Consider the following 26,348-nt stretch of genomic DNA (forward strand, 5'->3'; position numbering starts at 1 on the left):
GTACGCCCTCTAGGTCGCCTATCCCTCGGGTTGGTTGAGATAGATGCTTGGTACGGGGTTTCTTTCTCGGGCTAGCTCGCCTCAGTCTGGGGTATATGAGGATGGTCTGAGGTTGGGCTTCAGAGGTAGCACGCCAATCCTTTGGAGTAGGGATTATAGGTGGCTTGGTCTGGGGTTGGGTGATGCTGTCAGTTCACCCGATTCTTGGGTTCCAAATTGTTTTGGTCCGCTGTTGGCTTGCTCTGCCAGCTCGCCTCTCGTACACATAAAGCCGGTGCCCGGTTCCTGTCACGCAACAGGAACCGGGCACCGGCTTTTCACATGTTATAGAGTGCTTAGCGGCCCGTATAGTCCGCGTCCGCAATATCCTTCGGCCAGCGCGCCTTACGGAACGGCGCCCACGTAAACGCCGCCGCCACCAACAACAAACCACTGATAATGAACGCCGGAACAAAGCCCCACGCATCCGCAATCATGCCAGCCACCAGCGGGCCCAGAATCATACCGAAATCGCTACACATCTGATACACCGCCAACACCTGGCCGCCACTGCGGCGAGTACCAATCACATCAGACACCGCAGCCTGAATCGACGGGCCCATAAACGCCGCACCAATACCCAGGCACGCCGTCAACGACACAAACACCCACGCCACCGGCGCGAAACCCATAAACGTCACCGCAGAACCCGCCAACAGCAGACCCGAAAACGCCATCACACGGCGACCAAAACGATCCGAAAAACGACCCGAGAACGTCTGCGTCAACGCATTACCGAACGAATTCGTCGCCATCGCCAAAGACGCCAACAAGGTAGCCGCCACCGAATTCGACATATCGCCACCAGTCGCCAAATACGCCGCCGCCAACGGAATAATCGACGACTGCACACCAAACACCGACCAGCCAATCGCCCAATTCGAAACCAACGCAGAACGGTAATTCGAGAACTTCAACGCGTCACGAACCGTCATCGCAGGCAGGTCGCTCTTACCAGCAGCGCCGCCGGATGCAGCAGGCTTAGCGCCCTTACCGGATGCGCCAGCCTGGGTGGGGGAGTCCGCCGCCGACGGCAACACCCCGGTGCCCTTACCCTCAGCCAGTGCCGCCGCCTCCATAATCGCGTCACGCTCAGCCTCCAGCGCCGCCTGCGACGGCATCAAAAACCACACAATCAGGCCCGCCGCCAGCAGCGAAAAACCATACACGATGAACGGTGCACGCATACCAAAGGGCGCCAGGGCGCTCGCAATCACCGGGCCCAGCAGGTTACCCAGCAGGAACGCCGTCGCATAATAACCCGAAATACGGCCGCGCATATGCGCCGGGGACAGGCGTACCAGCAGACCCATCGCAGAGACCGTGAACATGACCGAGCCGATACCCGCCACCGCACGCGAACCCAGCAGAACCCAATAATCCCAGGCAAACGCAATCATAAACGACGTCACCGACACAATCAGCATGCCAATCGTGTACACCGGACGCTCACCCCACCGGGTAATCATCTGACCCGCCGACGGCGCAAAAATCAGGCGCGTAATCGCCAACGCAGAAACCACCATCGTCGCCATGGTGACCGTGGCATTAAAGTTCTGCGCATAGTTCGGCAGCACCGGCGCCACCAAACCAAAACCCACCGCAATCATGAACGACGCAGCAATCAGAACCTTCAAGCCGGTCGGCACGCGGTTCGGGTCAATCGTGTGCGGGTCAAAAACAGGCGGTGTTTTGGCAGGGTTCCTCATGTTCATCCTCGAAATCGTGCGGTGCCGTGCGGCAGCCGCGGGCCCCACCCGCAACTGTCAACCATGTGTTCGGCTAAAAAACTTAACAGTGTCCAGTCTACTCCGCCGACAGCCGGGCATGCGCGTAACCTCGACCAGTCAAACCGCCCAAACCGGTAAGCTAGTAGTGTGAATGAAACGATGATGATGATTTGCGCGATCGTGCTGGGTGTACTGGTTATTGCCGGTGTGCTTTTCGCGGTTCTGCGCCGACCCAAGAAGACCGCGAACCTGCAGTCTTTGCGTCAGGAGGCGGCTAAGGCCTCCGGCGGTTCGGCGGAAGAACCCGAAAGCTCGGCACCTCGCGCTATTGAACTTGATATGCCCGACCCGTCCGCGGGTCGCCTGGTGCGTCTGCGTGCCCGCCTGGCTCGTTCGAACAACATGCTCGGCAAGGGTCTGCTGGCTCTGCTTTCTCGCGACCGCATTGACCAGGATGTCTGGGATGAGGTTGAGGAGACCCTGCTGCTTGCCGATCTGGGTTCTGAGCCGACCACCCGTCTGGTGGAGGCGTTGCAGCAGCGCGTGCGCGTTGAGGGTACGAGCAACCCCGCCGCGGTGAAGAAGATGCTCCGTGAGGAGCTCGTGAAGATTGTTCGCCCCGACATGGACCGCGAACTGAAGACTGCCGGTAGCGACGGCAACCCCGGTGTTGTGCTGGTTGTTGGCGTGAATGGCGTGGGTAAGACCACGACCGTCGGTAAGATTGCCCGCGTGATGGTTGCTGACGGTCAGTCCCTGATCCTGGGTGCTGCGGATACCTTCCGTGCCGCCGCCTCGGAGCAGCTGACCACCTGGGGTGACCGCGTGGGCGTGAAGACCGTGCGTTCCGAGAAGGAAGGTGCCGACCCCGCATCCGTCGCGTTTGACGCTGTGAAGGCTGGCAAGGAGCAGGGCGTTGACACCGTGCTCGTGGACACCGCGGGCCGCCTGCAGAACAAGTCCGGTCTGATGGACCAGCTCGGCAAGATTAAGCGCGTGATTGAGAAGGAAGCGCCGGTCACCGAGGTTCTGCTCGTGATCGACGCGACCACCGGCCAGAACGGCATGGTTCAGGCGAAGGTCTTCGGCGATATTGTGGACGTGACCGGTATCGTGCTGACCAAGCTGGACGGCACCGCGAAGGGCGGTATCGTGGTTGCTATTCAGGAGGAGCTCGGCGTTCCCGTCAAGCTCATTGGCCTGGGTGAAGGCCCGGACGACCTGGCGCCGTTCGACCCGGAAGCATTCGTGGACGCACTGCTGGACTAACATCCCCCCATATTCCGCCGAGAAGCCACATGTGTTTGGAACACATGTGGCTTTTCCGTTGAACTGGCCTGATACATTTTGGGGATGCCCAGAGAAGCCTCGAGAGAGTGCAAGAATTACACTCCCTCGAGGCTTGATTCCTATGCATTTACTGGTAGAACAGGACGTCGCGCTGTGATGACTTCAAAATAATGTTGAGGTACGCGCGATTTCTCTCTCAATATCTCAGACGGAACGCCTGACTCCTCGATGAGACTAATCGCATGAGGAATTAGGGACGGTTCTTCGAGAGAAGAAATAAGACCTGGTTCCTTGGAACGCCATCCGTTACGAGAAACGGTAACCATTGCGTTTCGGTAGGCATCGTCTGAAAGGCGGCCCAGTTCTTTAGCCCTATACAAAAGAGCCTGCATACTGATGCCCCAATATTCCTTAAGCTCCTTCAGCTTCATCCAGCCTTGACCGTTCATGACTGTAGGCAATTCATCCTGAATGCATGCACTTGGTGCCAAAAATTCTGCGGCAAATGCATGAGCCTGAGCCTCAAGAACCTTATGACCAGGATCAGCATCAGCATGCATTACTAGGTGGCCTAGTTCATGGGCGGCATCAAAGCGTTGACGGTAGTAATCACCCTTTGTCGGGTTCAGAACTACTACTGGAGCCTCGCTACCAAAAGTGGAGTATGCATCAATTGCTGCACTGTGGAATGGTGCAAAGACAACGACGATACCATGGTTCTCCATGGCGCGGACAACATGTTGGACAGGCTTATTTCCTAAACCCCAATCTTTACGAACCTGCTCAGCTGCTAGACGAGGAATCTCAGAACCGGGAAGGTCAGAATCAGTCAAGATGCTGGGAAGTACCAGGTCCGGGAAATCGACGTACTCATTCATTGTATGTATAACATCCTGGACAACCTGCGTATACGCTTGAGCCTGGTTGCGGCTAAGCTGAGTTGTCGAGCGTAAGGACCTAAAGTGAGGTGCGCCAGAAATTAATGGGGCTTCTGAGAACTGACTTTCAAGAAAAGATGGAGCAACGCCAAGAGTCAGAGCTAGTGCGTAGACATTATCTTTAGTTGGGTTTCGGTTACCCGACTCCCAATGAGTGATAGTGACAGCACTAACTCCAAGACTCCTAGCCAAATCGCTCTTGCGGACACCTTGAAGTTCTCGAGCTAACGTGAGCCTCCTTGGGTCAAAGGAGAGTATGGGGGAAGAATCTTGTACAGACATAATGCTTTCGCGGACAAAGAGTGTGGTGTATGAGTCATAACAGCTCCTACTCGGCTGCCTTCTTCAGCTTAACATGAGCGTCAGGAACTGCCGGGGTCTTAGAAGAGGGCGTAGGCTGGACTTCCTGTGCGGAAGTGGCAACAGAAGGGGAATCAGACGATGCCGCATAAGCGAGCAAATCAATAGTCCACACCCATGGGTTCTGGCTTCGACGTTCAACCGGAGCCGGTAGACCGAGGACAAACTTGTTGAATTTGCCTTCAGGGGAGATCTCGTAAGCCATCACAAGGATGGGAAGGCAAAGTGGAAAACCTCCTTCAGAACCTTCCGAGGCTTGGGTATCGAGAAGCGGTTGGTTATCGTGATTTGTTTGAATATCCTTGTCGTTTTCGCTGTTCAAATCCCTCAAATTTATGAGGGCTGGCTGAACGTAGTGGCGTGTTTTGGCGACAGCTATAGGTTTGTGAGTACCTTCCCAACGAATCTTATCAATACCACCGAAGCGGAAGGCGCTTTGAGGAATCACCGTGCACAAATCCTTAACTTGCCAGCATTTTACTCCGTTATAGGTGCGGTAGCTGTACAGATTGGGCTGATTATTCACGCCTAAGAAGAGGTCACGTGATTCTTGCAGGGACTTGGGAGCCAGTTGGTCAAGGTTAGCAGCAAGGTTGCTTCCTTGGAAAGCCATAAAATCCCCTGTAAGAGTTACCCGACACATGTCTTGAGTAACGAGATCGTAATGTTTGTTTCCCCTGGTGGAGTTGCTATCGTCGTCGTCATATTCCAGTTTGTCGACGTGCTTGCTAATCACCTGAGTCAGGATGGATAAATCGCTCATGACCCCCCATTCTTTGAGCTTTTCCAAAACAAGCTCTCGGTCCATGAAATCATACGGGTTCAAAGTTTTAACCTTTCTGTAAATTTTTGCTTCAGAATTAACTGATACATGATTATTGTATCAGAATGAAAACTTAAGTGAGTTGAGAAGCGTCATATAGGAATGAAGCATGAAGGCTCTGAAGCCCATAATGACGGCAGGCAGCACACAATGCGGGGCTCTGGGATATTCTGAAATTAGAAGATGCGTAGAAAGAAGGCGCCCCGACCCCTCAGACGGCACCCCGCATCGCACACCATACGACCCAATTCACCCCGAACCTCAGCGAAGGAGCCACCATGGCAACCACCCTCCCCGGAACCCTCCCCAACGCTAACTACCAGCCCACCTACCGCTCCAACAGCGCCTGCGACGACCTCGCCACGCTCGTTGCGCCGTACAGCCTTTCGCGCGCCCAGCTCGCTGAGGCTACCGGCATTGCCGACGAGGCTACCGTGAGCAGCTGGGTTGCGCAGTGTTGCCCCGACCTCGCTACGGATGCGCCCGCACCCCTCGAGCCCGTTCTGCGGTACCTGGACGAAACCTACCTGCCCGATTCCGCTAACTGGCCCGGCGATAACCCCTACGACGAGTTTGTCCTCGAGAACATCGCCGCCCGTATGCTCGCTCGCGTTGTTGCTAACACTTTCGCCGCTGACCGTTCCGGCGACTACCGCGAACTTCTCGCGCTCATCGCGACCCTCTTGCTGATTGCCCGCTACTGGGATGGCACCGATGAGGCTTTCCTGACCCTGCTCAACGCCGAGCCCACCGCGCAGGCGGAAGAGTCCCTGCAGGAGGCTATCGCGAACGCCCCCGAGTCCCTGCACCCGCTCCTGACCGAGCTTCTGCTGCCCGCCCTGCGTGAGGCGCGCGGCACCTTCACCGCAGACGAGGCACGCCTGCTGACCGGCTATGCGCTCGCCGCCGGATACTACGCGGGCGAGCACCCCTACGAGACCCTGAATAGCATCCACGTTGCGTTTGCCGCAGATGACCGTACCCTGCCTGACGCCGAGCAGATTCGCCGCGTTGAAGACGTCCTCAAGGCTAACTTTTCCGCCGCCCGAGCAGCCGCTGATGCTGACGAGAACCCGGAGCCGCACCACTTCACCCTGCCCGGCAACCAGGACGGCTACGAAACCGCCGCGCACCTGATTGCCGCCCTGCCCCAGGCACACAACGCTATCGCTTTCGGTACCCAGTCCGGTGAGGGAACCAGCGCGCTCGCCGACGACCGCCGCGCCGCCTTCACCCTGTACCTGTGCTACCTGCTCCTGGGTGATGACGAATCCTCGGAGGAGCGCGCCGCGGAGCTCTACCGCGCCAACCGCGAGAACTAGCCAGACGCTGAAAAGCCACATGTGTTTCGAAAAGCCACGTTTTTAGTGGCTTCTCGAAACACATGTGGCTTCTCGCTGTTTATGGTGGTTAGTGTGGTGGGATTATTCTCAACGGTGACTGTGCACGGCGAATTTACACAGCTACGGGCTGTTCCGCGCGAATCGCGCTGTAGGTCGCGTCGCTGACGGTCACGCCGTACTGATTGGAGGTGAGGCGCAGGATCTCCTCGACGGTGTAGATGCGGAATACGCCGCCTCCGGTTGCCTTAGCGTATTCACGCAACAGCTGACGGTTCGCGAGCTGGTGTACGGGTTCGCCGCCCGATGCGGCGCGTACCTGCTGACCGTTGCGTAGCCAGGTGTCGCGCACACCACCGGTGACGAAGACGCAGTCGGTGCCCTTCACGCGGGTGGTGGCTTCGGTAACGCACTGGTTCCAGAGCGCGAAGTCGGCGTCAAAGCTGGCATTAGCGAGCAGCGGGTGTCCCTGCTCGAGCGCTTCACGGCACTGCTGTTCGTGGCGTTCGGGGCTGGGTGCTGCGCCTACGTGTCCGGTGAAGATGCGGTTCAGTCGCGGCAGGATTGTGTCATCTTCGCGGCGTGCCATGTTGATGGATCCGGTGTCGGTGGTGGGTTCGAGGATCCGCATAATCTGTGCGATGGAGTGGTCCAGCTGGTGCGTGACGGAACGCAGCGCACTCCAGGGGGAGTTGCGTTCTTCGGGCAGGGTTTCTTTGAAGGATGCGAGCGCTGAGCGGACGCGTTCTGCGGCGGCGGGCACGGGGGATGCGCCGTCGAGTGCTGCCCAGAATTCTTTGAGTGCCTGGTGGGGGAGGAAGGCGTGTCCGCGTAGCTGTGAGTAGGCGCGGAGGATTTCGTTGCTAATGTGGGTTGGGTAGTTGTAGAGGCTTGCAAGCGCGGTGGAGTCGAAGGCGATGAGAATTCCGGGGTGAATGGAAGTTAGCGGTTCGCGGTCGAGTTCCTTGTACTCGACGAAGTCTGAGTACAGGGTGCGTGCTTGACGGGTGATTGACATGAATCCCCTCCGGGTATCGAGTATGGTCGGTCAAATGCGAGTGCCGGAGAAGTCGAGGAGAATAATCCATTCCAGTGTATCGGCCTTCTTTGGCAGGTGATGGAGTTTCGGTATAAATATTTTGTTTATTACGTTTGTATCTAACCCGATGATGCGTTAGTGCATGTCAGAGTCATTTTCGGGTCTATGTTTTAGGTGTGAATTTCGCCGCGTATGTCTATGTTGTGAGGGTTTTTCTTTGTGGTTATGAGCAGTATAGAACAAAAATATGCATTAAGGTGCAAAATTTGTGTGGTGGCGCCCAAAATAACGTCAGAAAACCCCTCCCACCTGCACATAGGGCGCATATAACACGCGGGGGACAAGGCGAGAAAGTAGATGAACATTTATTTCCTCCTGTAGACTTTAAAGTGACTGAAATTTGATAAAGGAGAAGAGTAATGTCAGAGCTGACCACTCAGGATCAGGCAGAGGAGCAGGGTCCCGCTCGCACCGTCGTCGTGGCAGAAGATGAGGCATTGATTCGCCTCGACATCGTTGAAATTCTGAAGGACCAGGGTTTCGATGTTGTTGCAGAAACCGATAACGGCAAGACCGCTGTCGAGCTAGCACAGAAGCACCGCCCCGACCTCGTCCTCATGGATGTGAAGATGCCGATTATGGACGGCATCACCGCAGCCGAAGAAATCGCGAAGGAGCAGATTGCTCCCGTCGTTCTGCTGACTGCATTCAGCCAGAAGGAACTCGTTGACCGTGCCGTTGAGGCAGGCGCTATGGCGTACGTCGTCAAGCCGTTCTCCCCGAACGATTTGGTTCCCGCCATTGAGGTGGCAATTAGCCGCTACGAGCAGATTCGCGCACTCGAGAAGGAAGTCGGCACCATCCGCGACCAGTTCGAGACCCGCAAGCTCGTTGACCGCGCAAAGTCGCTGCTCATCACCAAGATGAACCTGACCGAGCCAGAAGCATTCCGCTGGATTCAGAAGACCTCCATGGACCGCCGCCTGTCCATGCGTGAAGTTTCTGACACCATCATCAAGCAGCTCTCCTAAGCACAAGACGTGCAAAGTACGTGACAGTACGGGTACGAATGCACGCTACGGCGAAGACTAGGAATCGCCGCTGAGCACACACGGCTGGTGCATTGATGAACCAGCACCTTTATTCATGACACACAAACGCCCCACCCCTCACAATGAAGCTGAGGGACGGGGCGTTCGTGTTTAACCGTTCGTTTCTGACCGTTTGCGGGTGCGCGCGGCGAACCGGGAACCTAATGCGGGCGGGAACCTAGCGCTGGTTGGAACCCTAAGGCAGGCAGCGCCTAACGCAGGTAGCGGTTCAAATCGTCGTCATCATTGTTCGGGCCGCTAATGGGGCGGTCCGTCGGAGAACCAGCCCAGAGCATGCCGCCGGTACCGAGCATCACGCCCAGCCACCAGAAGCTGCCGGGATTATTAATCGCGGTCACCAGGCACACCAGCATCACACCGATTGCGATGGGCAGGACAATGCGCTTGGCGCGCACAATCTTCGGGTAACGCTTGAAATAGGGGGTGCGCTCGCGGGCCATGGTTGTCCTTTCGTTGGGGGGTCGTTCCCTCTACCTTAGCTTAGGCGGTAGTCGTTAGGCGGTGGGGCGGGAGATCAGCATGTTAGTGATGCGTGCGGTGCAGGTGGTGCGGCCGCGCTCATCCACAATGTCGATGGAGTGGATGCACAGGGTGCGTCCGAGCTTGACAGCGGTGCAGGTTGCGGTAACCACACCGGAGACTGCCGGGCGCACGTGGGTTGCGTTGATGTCCACGCCGACTGCTACGAGGTTTTCGCCGCCGTGCACGCCTGCGGAGAGCGATCCGAGGGTCTCGGCGAGAACCACGTTGGCGCCGCCGTGCAGCAGGCCGATGGGCTGGGTGTTACCGGCGACGGGCATGGTCGCGACGGTGCGTTCTGCGGTGAGTTCCTGGAACTTAATGCCCATGGCGGGGATGAGCTCACCCAGGCCGCGGGGGAAGTAAGAGTGCAGGTGCTCGGGGATTCCGCTCTCGGTCAGCTGTGCCTTGATTTCTTCTGCGGTGAGGGTGGTGGGTGCTGCCGCGCGGACGGGTGCGTGCTGTGTGTTGTTTTCAGTCATGACTTCCAGTGTACTCCTCGGTTTTTGGTGCTTTGACCTGCGGGGGAGGCTCCGGGTACGGGTCAGCCCCGCCTCCCGCAGGGGGGAGACGGGGCTGAAAAACGCTGCGGAGGCGGAGAGGATTAGGCGGAAATAGCTTCTGCCTTTTCGATGTCCTCGTCGCGGATTTCCTTATCGGGGTTCGCTCCGATTGCCTTAGAAATACGCTCGGTCAGGGCTGCAATGGTCGCGTCACCGGTCACGTTGGTTGCGGTACCGAAGGAGTCCTGAGCCAGGTACAGAGCAATCATCAGGGCAATCATGGAGGCGTCGAAGCCGAGCATGGACTGCAGCAGACCAATCGCGGTCATCACGCCACCGCCGGGAACGCCGGGAGCAGCAACCATCATCACGCCGAGCACCAGAATCATGGGAATCAGGCTACCGAAGTCGGGGTGCTGACCGGTCATGAACAGCACTGCCACCGAGCAGGAGGTAATGGTAATCATGGAGCCGGAGAGGTGGATGGTCGCGCACAGCGGAATTGCGAAGTCCACCACGCGGGGGGAGATGCCAGCCTTCTTTGCCGAACGCACGGTCACCGGAATGGTAGCGGCCGAAGACTGGGTACCGATTGCGGTGAAGTATGCCGGGAGCATGGTCTTGAGCATCTGGACGGGGTTGCGGCGAGATACCGCACCAGCCACCGAGTACTGCAGAGCCAGGGTGACCCAGTGCAGAATGATCACCATGACGAACACCAGACCGAAGACCGAGAGAATCTTTGCCACCTGACCGGCGAGGGTCATATTCGCAAACACACCCACGATGTGCACGGGCAGCAGGGGAATAATCACGTAGCCGAGCATCTTCTCAACGATGACCTGGAAGTCCTCGAAGAGGTTCAGCATCGCACGGGTCTTCAGGGCGGTAATGCCCAGGCCCAGGATGAAGGAGAGAATCAGTGCACTCAGCACGCCCATAATCGGGGTCAGCTCGAAGGAGATGTAACCCTTGGAGAGAGCGTTCTCGGGGTTGTCGAAGGATGCGAGCTGCTGGCCCTGCAGAATGATGGGGTAGAGCAGCAGAGCGCAGGTCAGTGCCAGGAAACCAGCAAGGATGCTAGAGATGTACGCCAGGCCCACGGTGATGCCGAGCATCTTGCCCGCGCCCTGCGCGAGGGAACCGATACCGGGCACGATGAAGCCGATAATAATCAGCGGAATCGCGAAGCTCAGGAAGGCGCTGAACACGGTAGAGAAGGAGACGAAGAGCTGCACAATGAGGTCGGTGGGAATGGCCGCGCCGGTGGCGTCATTGATGCCACTAATCATTCCGGGGGTCAGCATGCCGATGAGCACACCCGATGCAATCGCGATGATAATCCACGCGAGGAGGGGGAGTTTTTTGAGTACCTTCATGGGTTCCTAAATGAGGGTTCGTTGTGTGTTGAGCGCGGGAGGTGCCCTCACAGTCCGGTGAATCCTGCCGGTGAATTCTGGGTAGAGCTCTGCCTATGAATGCACGGGGTGTGGGGGTTTCCTACGCTGGAGGCGATAATAAGGTTATATATTATCCGGAAACTGTATTATTATCCACCTCACATAGTGGCTTGGGGCACAATTTTTTGGGTGAAAACTCACCAAACGCACCCCACCGGCACCTATATATGAGGTAAAACTCTTTCCACACACCCCGTTATTCCGCTATATGGCACAGCGCCGGCACTCAACACAGTACCGGCACCCAACACAGCGCGGGCGCCTCCTTGTAGGGCTGACCCGCACCCGTCGAAACCAGCCACCCGAACCCCGCCGTCACGAAGCCAACCACCGAGAAAACTCAGACTCGATACACTAGAGGAGTGACTACAGAGAACAAAACCCTCCTGCTCATTGACGGACACTCCCTCGCCCTACGCTCCTTCTTCGGCATCTACACCATGGCGGAGAAGACCGGGCAGCACATCTTTGTGCGCAGCGACGGCCAGCACACCGAAGCCGTGCACGCCTTCCTCTCCACGCTGCTGAGCATCATCAAAGACAACCAGCCCAGCCACATCGCCGTAGCCTTCGACCTACCCGGCGGCACCTTCCGCACCGCCGAATACGGCGAATATAAGGGCGGCCGCAACGCCATCCCCGAAGCCTTCAACGGCCAAATCGACCTCATCAAAAAGATGCTCGGCGCGCTGAACATTCCCGCGCTCACCTACGAAAACTACGAAGCCGACGACATCGTCGCGACCCTGACCCGCCGCGGCACCGAAGCCGGCTACAAGGTCCTCATCCTCTCCGGCGACCGCGACATCTTCCAGCTCGTCACCGACGAGGTCACCCTGCTCTACCCGGTTACTACCGGCCCCTCCAAGGGTATTCAGCGTATGGACCCCGCCGCCATCGAAAAGAAGACCAAGGTGCCCCCGCACATGTACCCCGACCTTGCCGCCCTCACCGGCGAGCAGGCGGACAACCTGCCCGGCGTGCCCGGCGTGGGCCCCGGCTTCGCCGCCAAGTGGCTCGGCGAATACGGTTCCCTGCAGGGCGTGCTCGACAACCGCGACAAGATCGGTGGCAAGAAGGGTGAGGCGTTGCGCGAGAACGTGGATAACGTGGTGCGTAACCGCCGCCTCAACCAGCTCGTCAACGACCTCGACCTGGACGTCACCCTCGAAGACACCGCATTCACCCCCGACCTGGATGCACTCAACACCTTCTTTGACGAGGTAGAGTTCCGCACCATCCGCAAGCGCGCCGCCGACACCCTCGGCCCCATCGTGCGCGCCGCCGGATCCGCAGGCGCTACCAGCTCCGCCGCAGAAGCAGGGGAGGAGGGCGCCACCAAGAAGGCGCCCACCGGCCCCGTCTACGCACCCATCGCTACCAGCGCACCCACCAAAAACGCAGACGCAGCAGCATTCCGCGCCTTCTGCGCCGCCGCAGCCGAAGAAAACTACGGCACCGACGAACAGGGCGCGCCCATCGCCGTACCCGAACGACTCGAAGGCGCCGTGACCCTCTACCCGGTCACCAACCTGCCCGTAGCGCGCCCCGCCATCGGCGACGCACCCGCAGTCAAGGTCACCAAAACCAAGATCCGCGCCGCCGAAGAAAACCCCGAACTGCTCGGTGTGCTCCTCACCAGCAAGAGCGCCAGCCTCTGGATCGATACCCGCAGCATCGACCCGGAACTCGACGCCGCCCTCGCCGCATGGCTCTCCGACGAAGCCGCCCGCAAAATCGTCATGGACCTGAAAGTTCAGCGCAAACTCCTGCGCGCCTACGGCTACGAACTCGCCGGCGCCGTCGAAGACCCCGCACTGTCCTCCTACATGTGCGGCTTCATCCCCACCGCAACCCGCAAGCTCTTTTCCGAACGCATGGAAGACCTTGCCGAACGTTACCTTTGGATCCCCAAGGACCCCTACGCGCAGCTCGTCTTCCAACCCGAAGAAGACGAGGCAGAACCCTCCCTCTTCAGCCTGCCCGGCGAAGCCGAACCCGTCGACAACCTGCGCTACTTCACGCAAATCAGCCGCATCATCCACGAACTCGCGCGCCTGTTGCACTTCGAAATGGAAGAACACGGCCAGCTGAAGGTCTACGAAGAAATCGAACTGCCGCTACTCTACGTCCTCGCAGACATGGAGCAGGCAGGCATCGCCGTCTCCGACGCGCTCCTTGCCGAACTGCACGACACCTTCTCCGCACGTGCCGCCCAGGCGCAGGACGCCGCACGCATCATCATCGGCGACACCGTCCAAACCGACGACGGCGAAGAACCCCTCAACCTCGCCTCCGTCAAACAGCTGCAGACCGTGCTCTTCGACAAGCTCGCCCTGCCGCACACCCGCAAAATCAAGTCCGGCTACTCCACCGACGCCGAATCCGTCACCGAACTGCTCACCAAAATCTCCCCGGAGTCCGACGGTGCCGCATTCCTCGGTGCGCTCGCCGCCTACCGCGACAACATCAAACTCGTACAGACCGTCGAAGGCCTGCAGAAAGCAGCCGCCGACGACGGACGCGTGCACACCACCTTCCAGCAGGGTGCCGCCTCCACCGGCCGCCTCTCATCGACCGCGCCGAACCTGCAGAACATCCCGATCCGCACCGAAGAAGGCCGCCGCATCCGTGGCGCCTTCATTGTCGCGCCCGCACCCGTTGACGGTGTGGAGTACGAGGGTCTGCTCACCGCCGACTACTCGCAGATCGAAATGCGCATCATGGTGCACCTCGCCGCCGACGAGAAGCTCATCGCAGCCTACGAAGCGGGGGAGGACCTGCACCGTTACGTCGGTTCCGAAGTCTTCGGCGTCGCCCCCGAAGAAGTCACCCCCGAGCAGCGCTCCAAGGTCAAGGCGATGTCCTACGGCCTGGCATACGGCCTGTCCCGATTCGGCCTCGCCAAGCAGCTGAACATCAGCTCCGACGAAGCAGGCGAACTGCGCACCAACTACTTCAAGCGCTTCGGACGCGTGGGACGATTCCTGCGCGGCGTACTCAAACAGGCACACCAGGACGGCTACACCGAAACCATTTTCGGCCGCCGCCGCGTGCTGCCCGACCTGGACTCGCCCAACCGTGTACGCCGAGAAGCCGCCGAGCGCGCCGCCCTCAACGCCCCGATTCAGGGCACCGCCGCGGACATCATCAAGATCGCCATGATCAACATTCACCGTCGCCTGCGCGAAGAGGGCCTGAAGACCCGCATGCTGCTGCAGGTGCACGACGAAATCATCCTCGAAGTCGCCACCGGTGAGCGTGAAGCCGCCGAACGCGTGCTGGTCGAGGAGATGAGCGGTGCCGCCTCCCTGCGTGTTCCTCTGGATGTGCAGGTCGGCTGGGGCAAATCCTGGCAGGAGGCGGGCCACTAGGCTCGCTGCCTTTATTGGCTTCCGCGCGGAAAGCGGTATTCGTCCTCGTTCCTACAGGGGACCCGCCCTCGCTTCGCTTCGGGCACCCTGATGTCACTTTCGGACGATACCGCCTTTCCGCGCTGGGATACTGTGCGGGTGCGGCCGCGTTTTCCGGATGCGCCCTCAGGGTGTCAGCCCGGACGCTCTCCGCAGCGGAGCAAGGAGAGGGCGGAGCGTCCGGGTGACGGGTGCCCCTTGCGTAGGCGCGGAGGAAATATGCGGTGCCCCGCCCCTCCCATGTTGAGAGGAACGAGGACGAGCATCGACCCTCCGCAAACCCCTCCGCGAACCACAACTCCAAAACCGCAAATAAGTACGGGAATCCCGGGCGCGTAACCATTGACGACACGCCCGGGATTCCCGTACACTATTAATCGCGTGTACCAACGTACGGGTTTTCTATGCTCTTTTTCTCCTTAAGAAAACGGGGAGAAAACGGGTACAGACCGCTCGTGCACCCTGCTTGAAGCATCTGCTTCCGGTGGGCGGTACACATTGTAAGTATCCGTCAGCTCGACGTTTCCTCACCTCGTTCAAAGGCGTTAACGGCCCTATGCCGTGCGCGCCGGGGTGAAAAAGTGAGCCGGTCGGCGCCTCCACCCGGGGGTGTTGAACGGCGAACCGGCAGCGTCGACCTATTAGAAATCCAATTGGAGCCCTCACTACATGAGCACCAACATCCCTCAGGTCGCAATCAACGACATCGGCGACGAGCAGGCATTCCTCGAGGCAGTCGAGAAGACTATCAAGGTCTTCAACGACGGCGATCTCGTCTCCGGCCAGGTCGTTAAGATCGACCACGATGAGGTTCTGCTCGACATCGGTTACAAGACCGAAGGCGTCATCCCCTCCCGCGAGCTGTCCATCAAGCACGACATCGACCCCTCTGAGGTTGTCGAGCTCGGCTCCGAGGTTGAGGCACTCGTCCTCACCAAGGAGGACAAGGAAGGTCGCCTGATCCTCTCCAAGAAGCGCGCACAGTACGAGCGTGCATGGGGCGACATCGAGAAGGTCAAGGAAAACGACGGCGTCGTTACCGGTACCGTTATCGAGGTTGTCAAGGGTGGCCTCATCCTCGACATTGGTCTGCGTGGCTTCCTGCCCGCATCCCTCGTTGAGATGCGCCGCGTCCGCGACCTCGCACCTTACATCGGTCAGCAGATCGAAGCTAAGATCATCGAGCTGGACAAGAACCGCAACAACGTTGTTCTGTCCCGCCGTGCATACCTGGAAGAGACTCAGTCCGCTGTTCGCTCCTCCTTCCTCAACGAGCTGGAGAAGGGTCAGGTCCGCGAGGGCGTTGTCTCCTCCATCGTCAACTTCGGTGCATTCGTGGACCTGGGTGGCGTGGACGGTCTGGTTCACGTTTCCGAGCTGTCCTGGAAGCACATCGACCACCCGTCCGAGGTTGTCGAGGTTGGCCAGCCCGTTACCGTCGAGGTTCTCGAGGTGGACCTGGACCGCGAGCGCGTGTCCCTGTCCCTCAAGGCAACCCAGGAAGATCCGTGGCAGGCATTTGCTCGCACCCACGCTCTGGGTCAGATTGTTCCCGGCAAGGTCACCAAGCTCGTTCCCTTCGGTGCATTCGTGCGCGTTGAGGACGGCATCGAGGGCCTCGTCCACATCTCCGAGCTGGCAACCCGCCACGTTGACCTGGCTGAGCAGGTCGTCTCCGTTGGTGAAGAGGTCTTCGTTAAGATCATCGACATCGACATGGACCGCCGCCGCATCTCCCTGTCCCTCAAGCAGGCAAACGAGGGCGTTGACCCCAACGCTACCGAGTTTGACCCCGCTCTGTACGGTATGGCTGCAGAGTACGACGAGGCTGGCAACTACAAGTACCCCGAGGGCTTCGACCCCGAGGCTAACGAGTGGCTGGAAGGCTTCGACGCACAGCGCGAGGCTTGGGAAGCACAGTACGCAGAGGCACAGGCTCGCTTCGAGGCTCACAAGGTTCAGGTTGCTAAGGCTCTCGAGGCTGACGCAGAGGCTGCAGCAGCAGCTCCCGCAGCAGCTGAGCCCGCACCGACCTCTTACTCCTCCGAGGAGCCCGCTTCCGCAGGTACCCTCGCATCGGATGAGGCACTGGCTGAGCTCCGCAAGAAGCTGACCGGCAACTAATCTGCCGCTCAGATGAGCACTCATCAGGCGTAATAGCCGATAGGTAACCCCCGCGTGGGGTGCCTAGAGCAGGGAACCCCCTCATCTCCCGTTTGGGAGGTGAGGGGGTTCTTTGCGTTATTGGGGTTTGGGCGAGTCGGGGTTGGGCGCGTTGGGAGCCGGGGTACGTGTCCGGTGTTGCTGTGCTCTGTATTGCTGTGCCCCGTGTTGCTGGGGAGGATTTTAGGCGGCGGTCATCTGCTGCCAGACGGCGCGCACCTGCTCGGTGGTCTCCTCCAGCGAGCCGCCGTTATCGATAATCCAGGTGGCGACCGCCTCACGCTGCTCGTCGGTAGCCTGCGCGGCGATGCGGGCGCGCGCATCCTCCTCACTCATGCCGCGCAAAGATACGAGGCGTTGCAGGCGAGTCGCCAGGGGAGTGCGCACCACGACCACGCCCTCAAAGGCGGATGGGTCGCCGCTCTCCACGAGCAGCGGAATGTCCTCCAGAATGATGCCGCTGAACCCCGGCTCGGACTGTGCCCGCTCCACCAGCTGTGCGGCACGCTCACGAATAGCCGGGTGCACAATCGCGTTCAGGCGCAGACGCGCCTGCTCATCATTGAACACAATATGCGCCAGGGCGGGGCGGTTGAGGGTGCCGTCCTCATCGAGCAGATGCTCACCGAACTCCGCGACCGTGCGGGCGAGCACCGCCTCGCCGGGCTCCATGAGGGAGCGGGAGATAGCGTCCGCATCCACCAGGAACGCGCCCTGCTCAACGAAAAGGGAGGCGATGGTGCTCTTGCCGCTGCCGATACCCCCGGTGAGGGCGTAACGGCGCAGGGCAGTAGGCGCGGGGGAAGAAGATTGGGACATGGACGGTGCTCCTGACGGGCTGTGCCACAATAGATAGGTACTGATTAGAGGAGGACACATGCAGGAAGAAACTCGCGCCAACCGCTACCTTGTGCCGCGCGGCGATGAGCCCTATGAGAGCCTCCTCGAAATTAAGCGTAGCGAATTTATTGGCCACATCAAGCGCGTGAGCACCGTCGAGGAGGCACGCGCCTACATTGAGTCGGTGCGTAAGACCTATCACGATGCCCGCCACGTGTGCTCGGCGTTCATTATTGGTGCCGACCGCGATATTCAGCGTTCCTCTGATGACGGTGAGCCTGCCGGTACCGCGGGTGTGCCGATGATGCAGGCGCTGCTGGCGCGTCAGACCCGCGAGGATGGCACTACTGACCTGTCGGATGTGGTTGCCGTGGTCGTGCGCTATTTCGGTGGCATTAAGCTCGGCGCGGGCGGTCTGGTGCGCGCCTACACTGATTCGGTGGTGCAGACCCTGGATTCGGCGCAGTTCGACTCGCGTGAGCGTCTGCGCGTGGGTCAGGTGCCCAGTTCGCATGCGGACGCTGGCCGCCTGGAGAACGAGATCCGTGCCGCCGGTCTGAACGTTTTGGGTACCGAGTACGGTGCGGAGGGCGCCACGATTTCCCTGGGTGTGTTTGACCGCCCGGAGGAGTTGGCGCGTGCCGAGGAGCTGGTGGTGAGCCTGAGCTCCGGCGCGGCGAGCGTGACCTGGGGTGACACGCAGTGGGTGGATCTGCCGGTATAGGTTTACTAGTCCCCCTTACTGCCATCTGGATTGCCGGGCGAATTGCCGGGCTAAATCATTCTCATAAAGGTCTCAAAACCTAAAAGGTAGTCCAACCTTAGTTAATAGTTACTCTGACCCTAGTAATTGCCTGCTAAAGCTGATAGCCTAAACAATGTTGCGGAACGCACACGCCCCTCCACGGCATCGGCAACGGGTTCATCACCAGCGGTAACCCAGCCCGGCGCCTCCACGAGGGAGCGCGTACGCCCGCACCGACGGGCAGGGCTCAACGCTGACATCTCAGCGCGGAGAACTGGGTACTATCTCAGCGCTGAGGTCCTGATGCTGATGTCTTGAAGCTATAGCCTAGTTACTCAAGGAACGAGGCACAGCTGTATGCCGGTACTATACGATCCGGCAGGCGGTGGTGTGTGTGCATGAACCACCTGCCGGTAGGCGCTGAGCCCCGCCCGTCACCTTACGAAGAATCAGCTAACGAACGCTCTGAAGAGCGCAAGGTCGTGAAAACGTGACGCAGTCGGGAACCTACCGAGAACAAACAAGCGAACAAGCAGGCAAGAACTCACCGGAGTTCTCCGCGGGCAGCCGCGGCGGTACCGCAACCCTCAGCCGCGGGGGAGCGCGCCTCCCCAAGAGGGGTGTAGCCGAACAGCTTGAACCCGCCACCGTCGCCCAGCTGCTCAACGCTTACCGCCAGCAGAACCTCGGCACCCTGCTGGGCGTGCTCACGCAGCGTCCTGCAGAATTTGCGCGTCAGCTCGGAAGGCTCTGCCGCGTCTTCCCCGAACACGTTCAGGCTATCGCCCAGGCGTTCGGCGCCGTGGGCCGCGCCCTGCCCATTGACGAGCTGGTGCGTCTGCACAACCGCTACTCCAACGCCGCCCGCGGAGTCGGCGAACACCTCAGCCTGGACAACTCCGGCGTGGCGCACCTGGTGCAGAGCCCCGCGCTCAGCCGTGAAGGTGCGGGCCACCTGCTCATGGCGATTGAACTCTGTCTCGCCGGCAGGATGCGCGGGCTCACCATCGCCATGCCCTCCACCGAGGCGTTCACCCCGGCTGAGCAGGCGCCGAGCCTCGGCTCCTGCAACCCCGCCCTGGACGGCGCCCTCAACGCGTTCGAACCGGCAGGCTGGGAACCCTTCCACCTGGACGGCAGTGAGGTGCTCCTCGCGACCGGTGTGCGCGACGTGCCCGACGGCTACGAGCTGTCCCTCTGGCTGCTCGACGATGACTATCGGTGCCGCGCCCGCATTGAGCGCGGCGCCCCGCAGGTGTGCGTGGCAAGCTTCTACGATGAGGAAGTCATCACCCGAACCGTGGAAGAAACTGGGTCGGGCGAAGCCGGTCTGGTCGAGAACTACCGCGTGGAGGAGTACGCGGAACTGGACTTCCTCAACGCGATGGACCGGCAGGGGCGCTACGTGGCGGTTACCGCCGCCGTGGGGGAGCCGCTCCTGTCGTTGGAGAAGAACCAGGCGCCGAACAGCCTCCCCGACCCGGCGGCTTTCATCGCCGAGGCGGCGGGCGCCTCCCGTTTTGCGAGGAGTCTCCGCCCGGATATCCGCACCGCCGCCGTGGTAGGTAAGGGCCTGCGCACCGTCAACCACCGCGGCATGCTGCCCGTGCTGGGTGTGCCGAACCGCACCGTGTGCGCGGTGATTGACCTGTACAAGCAGCGCATCTGCGTGCCCGGCGTGGGCATTCCCCGCGGGCTGAGCGTGGAGGATGAAGAACGCACGATGCAGCTGATTTTGAGCGCCCTGAACGGGTACCTTCCGCTGACGAACCGGGCGCTGATGAGCCTCGCCGGAGCGACCGTGGAGGTGCGCTAACACTGCAGTCAACTAGCGCTGCCGTCAACTAACACAGCGGCACCCCACGGCTACAAACCAATAAAATACCGCCCGGAATCGTGCTGTGAGCACGGTTCCGGGCGGTACGTGTTTAACGAACTAACCAGTCGCCAGGTGAGCTGCCATCACGTTAGTTAGTTGCGGGACCCTGACCATTGATGATGCGCTGCGCCTCATTCTCGGTCAGCTGGTAGCCGTAGAAGGTCGAGTAGAACTCGCGGGTCTCCTTCACCAGGTCAACGTCGGAGAACTTCTCGGGGTGGAACAGCTTCGCCGCCCACAGAATCTGCAGAGCCTCCTCAGCCGAGTAGCGGTCCCAGTTGAAGGTGCCGACCGGGTTCTTAATAATCTTGCCGTTCTTCACCGCCGGAACGTCAGCCCACGCGGCATCAGCCTTAATCGCGTCAACGCCCTTCTGCGCATCAGCGCCGCCAATGATGATGTACTCCGGCTGCGAGGCAATAATCTGCTCCAGAGAAATGTTCTTCAAGTTCTCCACGCCGTCCAGGGAGTTCTTCGCGCCCGAAAGCTTCATCCACTCGCCAATCAGGGAGTTTGAGCCGTCCACCTTCGTCAGGTCAGAACCGCCCGCAATGTGCAGAACCTTCGGGGACTCGGTGACGCCCTGCAGACGCTCCTTGATGAGGTTCTCGTTCTTCTCCAGGTACGCCAGGTACTTCTCAGCACGCTCAATCGCCTCGTCGGTGCCGATCACCTCGGCGGTCAGCTCAACGGTGCGCTTCAGGTCCGCGAAGTTCTGGAACTCAACGTGCACCGCCGGGATACCCGCCTCAGCTGCCTTCGCAATTTGCTCCTTCGAGGAGGCGAGCAGCACCTCCGGCTTGTTGGCGAGCAGCTGCTCCATGTTCACGTCGGTGCCCTTCACGGGCGCGTCAACCTTCTCAATGCCGGGGTACACCTGCTTGAACCATGCCAGAGACTTCACGTTAGTTGTGGTGGACACCAGCTTCTCAGCGCCGCCGAGCAGCAGAACCACCTGGTTGTTTGCGTGCCACAGGTCAGCGATGCGCTCCGGGTTGGTGGGGACGGTGACCTCCTTGCCGTCAATGTCCTTAATGACCTTGGTGCCGTCACCGTTATCCTTCACGAAGAAGCTGGTGTGCTTCTTCGTGGAATTGCTCGAAGCCGAGACTGAGGTCGAGCTCGAAGCCGAACCCGAGGAGGAGGCGGTGTTCGCGGCACCGCAACCGGTCAGCGCAGCCAGCAGCAGGGAAGTGGTCAGGGCAATGCCGGTGTGGAACTTCGTAATCTTCATGATGTGTCTTTCTGTGTCGATAGGGTGGGTGAATAACCCGGCGGCGGCCTGGGTGGGGCAGGCGTGCTAGGGACACGCCTCCCACAAGACAAAGGGCACCTCTACCGTATCTCTTGTGTGCCACCCAAACCACCGCCGGAAATCTAAACGCTGCGGAGCCTCAGATATCGAGGCTCGTCATGTGCACGCTGGAGCGACCCAGCTCGGGGGAGTAGGTCACCGTCAGGTCGGTGTTGAAGGTGCGCGAGAGAACCTTGCTCGTGAGCACCTCGGAGGCGCGGCCCGTCAAAAGCTGAGCCGGCGCATGTGCAGATACCTGCGGCGTTGCGTTTGGCATGGTATCGGGCATATCGTGTACGCCAAGCAGGGCGACGGTCGCATCCAACAGGAGCGCGTGATCCGGATTGTGGGTCGTAAAAATAACCCCGTACCCGGCATCGCGCAGCTGCCGAATCTTGCGCAACACCTTCGCCTGATTCGCCACGTCCAGGGCGCTGGTCGGTTCGTCCAGCACGATAAGCGGGGCATCCTGAACCAGGGTTCGGGCAATACCCACCTGTTGACGCTGACCGCCCGAGAGCTGATCCAGCGGGGAGTGCGCCAGGTCCAGCAGGTCGAGTTCCTCCATCACGGTTTGCACCTGCTCACGGTCACGGCGTGAGGGCGAAGAGAACAACCCGATGTAGGGTGCGCGACCCATCAGTAGGTACTCGGTCACGGTGTAGGAGATGCCGCTACCCTCCATCTGCGGAAGGTACGCGATGCGGCGGGCACGCTCGGTCGCGGTCAGCGAATCCAGCGGCTCGCCACCCAGATGGACGGTGCCCTCGGTGAGCGAATGCAAACCAATCAGGGAGTTCAGCAGGGTGGATTTACCCACGCCGTTGCGACCCAGAATGGCGAGGACCTCACCGCGCCGCACCGTCAGGTTCACGTTGCGGAAAATCCAGCGGTCCGAACGGCGGCCCGCGCGGGTGTGCTTGATGCGCTCGCCCCGGTGGCCGTAACGGAAGCCCGCACCGTCCAGGTGTAGCAGAACCTCGGCGCTCGCATCCGTGCGGTGCTGAGCATCGGGAATGGAAGACGACATTACTTCACCCGAACCTTTCCAAACAGCAGTAGCGCCACGTACAGGGGTGTGCCAATGAAGCCGGTCAGTACGCTCAAAGGCACCTCCGCACTGGTGAGGCTACGTGCCAGGGTATCGACGAACATCATGAACGAAGCACCCATCAGAATGGACAGCGGCATGAGCTTGGTCGTGTCACTACCGACCAGCAGGCGGCACAGGTGCGGAATGACCAGGCCAACCCAAGAAATCGGGCCGCCAATACACACGCTGGTCGCGGTGACCAGGGTTGCCAGCAGAATGGTGATACCGCGGGTGCGGGTCAGGTTAATGCCGAGGGTGCGCGCCTCATCGTCACCGAGCGAGAGGATATTGATGCGCCAACGCATCGCCAAGAGCAACAGAATGCAGGGCACCGCCACCAGCGCAAACTGCGTGAGTGCTTCCGCGCGTACGTCCTGCAGGGAACCCATCTGCCAGAACACGATCTGTGCCAGCTGAGTTTCAGGGTTCGCAATGAACTTCAACGCACCCAGCGCGGCGGTGCCAAAGCCACCCACAATCACGCCGGAGAGCACCAGCATGAGCGTGGACTGATTCTTGAGCAGACGCGGAATGCTCACGGTCAGTAGCACGGCGGCAAGACCACCGGCCAGGGCAGAACCCTGAATGGCGATGCTCGTGCCCACACCCAGTAGAATGGCGGAGGCGGCACCCACCGACGCACCCTGCGAAACACCCAGCAGGTACGGGGAGACCAACGGGTTTCGGAAGACCGCCTGGAAGGTGGCGCCCGCAATGGCGAGGGCGGCACCGATGAGCCCGGCGGCGAGCAGACGCGGAATACGCACGGTCAGCAACATGTTTTCTGCGGGCTTGTAGACTTTCAGGTCCATGCCGAACCAGTTCTTACCGAGAATGCGGAAGAGCTCGTCCAATTCGAGCGGGTACCTGCCGGTGATGAGTGAGAGGTAGGTGACGCCTAACAGAATGGTGAGGGCGATGAGCAGAATCAGCGGGTACGAGGATGCGAAGAGGCTGCGGCGATGCTCAGTCTTGGCAACTAAAGTGGCGGCCGGTGCGCCGGTGGGGTTCGCCTCCGGGTTTGCTTCTGTGGATTCTTTCGGGGTTGCCTGTGAAGCTGTCTCCGTGGTCGTGCTCATGGAGTCCTTCCGTGCGCTCTTGTGGTCCCGTTCTGTCTGCGTGTATGCGCTCTAAACATATGTGAGCCACATCAAGGAGGCAAAGGGGGTGAGTGCGGAGCGCCCGTCATAAGTCTTTATGTGTTGCCGCTTATCTTCTGCGGTGCGGCGCCCGTGAATGGCGGTGGCTGTGGGGGAGGGCGGCCACCCCTAAGAGCGCTGTTCCTAAGAGCACCGTCATCGTGCGGGAAAATGCTCCCGCTCGCCTCCTGCCCGGTAGAGAATATGAGCCAGTCGAAAGCCCCTTATCTTTTGCGCCCCCTCTTTTATGAACTTGGGCACTTTCATGGTGATGGCTTGTTACCTGTCGTGTCTGGACTATTGCGCGTGATTATATTGCGCCAGTAGAAAAGGGTGACCAATCCTGGGGCGCATTGGGCGGCTTTCCCCTAGGATGGATACATGAGTTACGCACCCCAGATTAACCGTGTTGTTGCCCCCTTTGAGGTAGTCAGCCCCTTCCAGCCTGCCGGTGACCAGCCGAAGGCTATCGCCGAGCTCACCGAGCGTGTGCAGAACGGTGAGAAGGACATTGTGCTGATGGGCGCTACCGGTACCGGTAAGTCCGCGACCGCAGCCTGGCTGATTGAGGCGGTGCAGCGTCCGACTCTGGTGCTCGTGCAGAACAAGACTCTGGCGGCGCAGCTGGCGAATGAGCTGCGTGAGCTGCTGCCGAATAACGCGGTGGAGTACTTCGTCTCGTACTACGACTACTACCAGCCTGAGGCGTACGTGCCGCAGACCGATACCTTCATTGAGAAGGACTCCTCCATCAACGAGGAGGTGGAGCGTCTGCGCCACTCGGCGACGAACTCCCTGCTGACTCGCCGTGACGTGGTGGTGGTTGCGACCGTGTCCTGCATTTACGGTCTGGGCACGCCCGAAGAGTACATTGAGCAGATGGTGACTCTGCGTCGCGGTGAGGAGATTGACCGCGACGAGTTGCTGCGCCAGTTTGTGGCGATGCAGTACGCGCGTAACGACATGGACTTTCACCGCGGCACGTTCCGTGTGCGCGGCGATACCGTCGAGATCATCCCCATGTACGAGGAGAACGCGATTCGCATCGAGTTCTTCGGTGATGAGATTGAGGCGATTTACACCCTGCACCCGCTGACCGGCGAGGTGATTCGCGAGGAAGAAGAAATGTACGTCTTCCCCGCAAGCCACTACGTCGCCGGCGCCGAGCGCATGGCGAAGGCTATTACCTCCATCGAGGATGAGCTGCGCGAGCGCCTGCAGACCCTTGAATCCCAGGGCAAGCTGCTGGAGGCGCAGCGCCTGCGTATGCGCACCACTTACGACCTGGAAATGATGGAGCAGATGGGCTTCTGCAATGGCATCGAGAACTACTCGCGCCATATTGATGGTCGTGCCCCCGGTAGCGCCCCGAACTGTCTGCTGGATTATTTCCCGGATGATTTCCTGCTGATTATTGATGAGTCGCACGTGACGGTCCCGCAGATCGGTGCCATGTACGAGGGCGATATGTCCCGTAAGCGCACCCTCGTGGAGCACGGTTTCCGTCTGCCGTCGGCGATGGATAACCGCCCGCTGAAGTGGGAGGAGTTCCTGGAGCGTATCGGTCAGACGATTTACCTTTCAGCGACCCCCGGTAAGTATGAGCTATCGCAGGCTGATGGTTATGTGGAGCAGATTATTCGCCCGACCGGCCTGATTGACCCGGAGATTGTGGTCAAGCCGACCAAGGGTCAGATTGATGATTTGCTTGAGGAGATTCGCGTGCGCGTTGAGCGTGATGAGCGTGTGCTGGTCACGACCCTCACCAAGCGCATGGCGGAGGATCTGACCGAGTACCTGTTGCAGCACGGTGTGAAGGTGCAGTACCTGCACTCTGACGTTGATACCCTGCGCCGTGTGGAGCTTTTGCGTGAGCTGCGCCTGGGCACCTTTGATGTGCTGGTTGGTATTAACCTGCTGCGTGAGGGCCTGGATCTGCCCGAGGTGTCCCTGGTTGCGATTCTGGATGCCGATAAGGAAGGCTTCCTGCGTTCGACCACTTCGCTGATTCAGACGATTGGTCGTGCGGCGCGTAACGTGTCCGGTCAGGTGCACATGTACGCCGATAAGATTACGGATTCTATGCGCGTGGCGATTGATGAGACGAACCGCCGCCGCGAGATTCAGCAGGCGTACAACCGTGCGCACGGCATTGACCCGCAGCCGCTGCGTAAGAAGATTGCCGATATTACGGATGTTCTCGCCCGCGAGGAAGAGGATACCCGCGAGCTTCTGCAGTTGCGTAAGAGCGGTAAGAAGGGCGCCCGCACGGTGAGCGCGGGTGCGAAGACCGGTTCTGCGACCTCGTCGAAGATTGCCACGAGCACCCCGGAGTCGGAGGAGCTTCTCGCCCGTGCGGAGGCGCGTGTTCGTGCTGACGGCCTGGCTGCGGCACCCGCCGAGGATCTGCTGGATTTGATTGAGCAGATGAACGAGCAGATGCGTGTGGCGGCGGAGAACCTGCAGTTTGAGTTGGCGGCGCGTCTGCGTGATGAGCTTGCTGATTTGAAGAAGGAGCTGCGCCTGATGAAGGAGGCGGGTCACGCCTAAACCCGGTGTTCTAAGCCCGGCGTTTAGGGGTTCGACTTGGGTTTTTCGCCATGAGGTAACTCATTGCTCGTGAAGTTCC

The 26,348-nt window shown here is 59.9% G+C and carries 19 protein-coding genes and 1 pseudogene; 8 read left to right on the forward strand and 12 right to left on the reverse strand.

Going from position 1 to position 26,348, the window contains the following annotated elements:
• Positions 1-335: 335 nt before the first annotated feature.
• Entirely contained in the window at positions 336-1,748 is a 1,413-nt protein-coding gene (locus HMPREF2682_RS01185) for an MFS transporter (RefSeq protein ID WP_070830671.1), read from the reverse strand.
• Positions 1,749-1,928: 180 nt separating this feature from the next.
• Here HMPREF2682_RS01185 and ftsY point away from each other — a divergent pair, with 180 nt between their 5' ends.
• A complete protein-coding gene (gene ftsY / locus HMPREF2682_RS01190) occupies positions 1,929-3,038 on the forward strand; it encodes a signal recognition particle-docking protein FtsY (protein WP_070634357.1) in 1,110 nt (369 codons plus the stop codon).
• 140 nt (positions 3,039-3,178) lie between these two features.
• Here ftsY and HMPREF2682_RS09550 read toward each other — a convergent pair whose 3' ends face one another.
• The 3 genes and pseudogenes from HMPREF2682_RS09550 to HMPREF2682_RS01200 form a co-directional block, all read right to left on the reverse strand.
• Entirely contained in the window at positions 3,179-3,892 is a 714-nt protein-coding gene (locus HMPREF2682_RS09550; protein ID WP_246824641.1) for an ImmA/IrrE family metallo-endopeptidase, read from the reverse strand.
• Positions 3,893-4,078: 186 nt separating this feature from the next.
• A pseudogene (locus HMPREF2682_RS09615) lies at positions 4,079-4,279 on the reverse strand (helix-turn-helix domain-containing protein); the annotation flags it as partial.
• Positions 4,280-4,325: 46 nt separating this feature from the next.
• The gene (locus tag HMPREF2682_RS01200; protein WP_141762605.1) at positions 4,326-5,120 is read right to left on the reverse strand and encodes a hypothetical protein; all 795 of its coding nucleotides are present in this window, start codon (positions 5,118-5,120) and stop codon (positions 4,326-4,328) included.
• A gap of 338 nt (positions 5,121-5,458) precedes the next feature.
• Here HMPREF2682_RS01200 and HMPREF2682_RS01205 point away from each other — a divergent pair, with 338 nt between their 5' ends.
• Positions 5,459-6,502 carry a glycosyltransferase gene (locus HMPREF2682_RS01205; RefSeq protein WP_070830677.1) on the forward strand — a complete coding sequence of 348 codons (1,044 nt, stop codon included), beginning with the start codon at positions 5,459-5,461 and terminating at the stop codon, positions 6,500-6,502.
• Positions 6,503-6,635: 133 nt separating this feature from the next.
• Here HMPREF2682_RS01205 and HMPREF2682_RS01210 read toward each other — a convergent pair whose 3' ends face one another.
• Positions 6,636-7,538, reverse strand: a complete 903-nt coding sequence (locus HMPREF2682_RS01210; RefSeq protein ID WP_070830679.1) for a PIN-like domain-containing protein — start codon at positions 7,536-7,538, stop codon at positions 6,636-6,638.
• Positions 7,539-7,978: 440 nt separating this feature from the next.
• On the opposite strand from HMPREF2682_RS01210, the gene HMPREF2682_RS01220 reads away from it, so the two are divergent.
• Positions 7,979-8,590: an ANTAR domain-containing response regulator gene (locus tag HMPREF2682_RS01220; RefSeq protein WP_049327112.1), complete on the forward strand. Its 612-nt coding sequence runs from the start codon at positions 7,979-7,981 to the stop codon at positions 8,588-8,590.
• Between the two features lie 272 nt (positions 8,591-8,862).
• Here HMPREF2682_RS01220 and HMPREF2682_RS01225 read toward each other — a convergent pair whose 3' ends face one another.
• The 3 genes from HMPREF2682_RS01225 to HMPREF2682_RS01235 form a co-directional block, all read right to left on the reverse strand.
• Positions 8,863-9,111, reverse strand: coding sequence for a hypothetical protein (locus HMPREF2682_RS01225; protein ID WP_049341350.1), 249 nt, complete (start codon positions 9,109-9,111; stop codon positions 8,863-8,865).
• A gap of 54 nt (positions 9,112-9,165) precedes the next feature.
• Positions 9,166-9,672: a PaaI family thioesterase gene (locus HMPREF2682_RS01230; RefSeq protein ID WP_070830683.1), complete on the reverse strand. Its 507-nt coding sequence runs from the start codon at positions 9,670-9,672 to the stop codon at positions 9,166-9,168.
• Positions 9,673-9,794: 122 nt separating this feature from the next.
• Positions 9,795-11,072 (reverse strand): dicarboxylate/amino acid:cation symporter, encoded by a 1,278-nt coding sequence (locus HMPREF2682_RS01235; protein ID WP_070676237.1) that lies wholly within the window; start codon positions 11,070-11,072, stop codon positions 9,795-9,797.
• A 443-nt stretch (positions 11,073-11,515) separates the two neighbouring features.
• Between HMPREF2682_RS01235 and polA the strand changes: the two genes are divergently transcribed.
• Positions 11,516-14,527 carry a DNA polymerase I gene (gene polA, locus HMPREF2682_RS01240; RefSeq protein ID WP_070830685.1) on the forward strand — a complete coding sequence of 1,004 codons (3,012 nt, stop codon included), beginning with the start codon at positions 11,516-11,518 and terminating at the stop codon, positions 14,525-14,527.
• Between the two features lie 708 nt (positions 14,528-15,235).
• The gene (rpsA, locus tag HMPREF2682_RS01245) at positions 15,236-16,690 is read left to right on the forward strand and encodes a 30S ribosomal protein S1 (protein WP_005506223.1); all 1,455 of its coding nucleotides are present in this window, start codon (positions 15,236-15,238) and stop codon (positions 16,688-16,690) included.
• A gap of 222 nt (positions 16,691-16,912) precedes the next feature.
• Here rpsA and coaE read toward each other — a convergent pair whose 3' ends face one another.
• Complete coding sequence (gene coaE / locus HMPREF2682_RS01250) at positions 16,913-17,548, reverse strand: dephospho-CoA kinase (RefSeq protein ID WP_070830687.1); 636 nt, start codon at positions 17,546-17,548, stop codon at positions 16,913-16,915.
• A gap of 58 nt (positions 17,549-17,606) precedes the next feature.
• Between coaE and HMPREF2682_RS01255 the strand changes: the two genes are divergently transcribed.
• Both HMPREF2682_RS01255 and HMPREF2682_RS01260 read left to right on the forward strand, forming a co-directional pair.
• Positions 17,607-18,293, forward strand: a complete 687-nt coding sequence (locus HMPREF2682_RS01255) for an IMPACT family protein (RefSeq protein WP_070830689.1) — start codon at positions 17,607-17,609, stop codon at positions 18,291-18,293.
• 511 nt (positions 18,294-18,804) lie between these two features.
• On the forward strand, positions 18,805-20,130 hold the full coding sequence (locus tag HMPREF2682_RS01260) for a 2-oxoglutarate dehydrogenase (RefSeq protein WP_070830691.1): 1,326 nt from the start codon (positions 18,805-18,807) through the stop codon (positions 20,128-20,130).
• 151 nt (positions 20,131-20,281) lie between these two features.
• Here the strand turns inward: HMPREF2682_RS01260 and HMPREF2682_RS01265 are convergent, their stop codons facing one another.
• From HMPREF2682_RS01265 to HMPREF2682_RS01275, 3 genes are all read right to left on the reverse strand, one after another.
• Entirely contained in the window at positions 20,282-21,427 is a 1,146-nt protein-coding gene (locus tag HMPREF2682_RS01265) for an ABC transporter substrate-binding protein (protein ID WP_246827229.1), read from the reverse strand.
• A gap of 160 nt (positions 21,428-21,587) precedes the next feature.
• On the reverse strand, positions 21,588-22,517 hold the full coding sequence (locus HMPREF2682_RS01270) for an ABC transporter ATP-binding protein (RefSeq protein WP_083321741.1): 930 nt from the start codon (positions 22,515-22,517) through the stop codon (positions 21,588-21,590).
• Positions 22,517-23,659 carry a FecCD family ABC transporter permease gene (locus tag HMPREF2682_RS01275; protein ID WP_083321742.1) on the reverse strand — a complete coding sequence of 381 codons (1,143 nt, stop codon included), beginning with the start codon at positions 23,657-23,659 and terminating at the stop codon, positions 22,517-22,519. The genes HMPREF2682_RS01270 and HMPREF2682_RS01275 overlap by 1 nt, the downstream gene beginning before the upstream one ends.
• Positions 23,660-24,100: 441 nt before the next feature.
• Here HMPREF2682_RS01275 and uvrB point away from each other — a divergent pair, with 441 nt between their 5' ends.
• Positions 24,101-26,269: an excinuclease ABC subunit UvrB gene (uvrB, locus tag HMPREF2682_RS01280; protein WP_070830693.1), complete on the forward strand. Its 2,169-nt coding sequence runs from the start codon at positions 24,101-24,103 to the stop codon at positions 26,267-26,269.
• The last annotated feature ends 79 nt before the right edge of the window (positions 26,270-26,348 follow it).

The organism is Rothia sp. HMSC061D12, from assembly GCF_001836735.1.
Classification (GTDB): Bacteria; Actinomycetota; Actinomycetes; order Actinomycetales; family Micrococcaceae; genus Rothia.

Excerpts from the sequence above, each read along its gene's own strand:
- HMPREF2682_RS01185 (WP_070830671.1), bottom strand. The coding sequence starts at position 1,748 with ATGAGGAACCCTGCCAAAACACCGCCTGTTTTTGACCCGCACACGATT.
- ftsY (WP_070634357.1), top strand. The coding sequence starts at position 1,929 with ATGATGATGATTTGCGCGATCGTGCTGGGTGTACTGGTTATTGCCGGT.
- HMPREF2682_RS01200 (WP_141762605.1), bottom strand. The coding sequence starts at position 5,120 with ATGAGCGATTTATCCATCCTGACTCAGGTGATTAGCAAGCACGTCGAC.
- HMPREF2682_RS01205 (WP_070830677.1), top strand. The coding sequence starts at position 5,459 with ATGGCAACCACCCTCCCCGGAACCCTCCCCAACGCTAACTACCAGCCC.
- HMPREF2682_RS01210 (WP_070830679.1), bottom strand. The coding sequence starts at position 7,538 with ATGTCAATCACCCGTCAAGCACGCACCCTGTACTCAGACTTCGTCGAG.
- HMPREF2682_RS01220 (WP_049327112.1), top strand. The coding sequence starts at position 7,979 with ATGTCAGAGCTGACCACTCAGGATCAGGCAGAGGAGCAGGGTCCCGCT.
- HMPREF2682_RS01225 (WP_049341350.1), bottom strand. The coding sequence starts at position 9,111 with ATGGCCCGCGAGCGCACCCCCTATTTCAAGCGTTACCCGAAGATTGTG.
- HMPREF2682_RS01230 (WP_070830683.1), bottom strand. The coding sequence starts at position 9,672 with ATGACTGAAAACAACACACAGCACGCACCCGTCCGCGCGGCAGCACCC.
- HMPREF2682_RS01235 (WP_070676237.1), bottom strand. The coding sequence starts at position 11,072 with ATGAAGGTACTCAAAAAACTCCCCCTCCTCGCGTGGATTATCATCGCG.
- rpsA (WP_005506223.1), top strand. The coding sequence starts at position 15,236 with ATGAGCACCAACATCCCTCAGGTCGCAATCAACGACATCGGCGACGAG.
- coaE (WP_070830687.1), bottom strand. The coding sequence starts at position 17,548 with ATGTCCCAATCTTCTTCCCCCGCGCCTACTGCCCTGCGCCGTTACGCC.
- HMPREF2682_RS01255 (WP_070830689.1), top strand. The coding sequence starts at position 17,607 with ATGCAGGAAGAAACTCGCGCCAACCGCTACCTTGTGCCGCGCGGCGAT.
- HMPREF2682_RS01265 (WP_246827229.1), bottom strand. The coding sequence starts at position 21,427 with ATGAAGATTACGAAGTTCCACACCGGCATTGCCCTGACCACTTCCCTG.
- HMPREF2682_RS01270 (WP_083321741.1), bottom strand. The coding sequence starts at position 22,517 with ATGTCGTCTTCCATTCCCGATGCTCAGCACCGCACGGATGCGAGCGCC.
- HMPREF2682_RS01275 (WP_083321742.1), bottom strand. The coding sequence starts at position 23,659 with ATGAGCACGACCACGGAGACAGCTTCACAGGCAACCCCGAAAGAATCC.
- uvrB (WP_070830693.1), top strand. The coding sequence starts at position 24,101 with ATGAGTTACGCACCCCAGATTAACCGTGTTGTTGCCCCCTTTGAGGTA.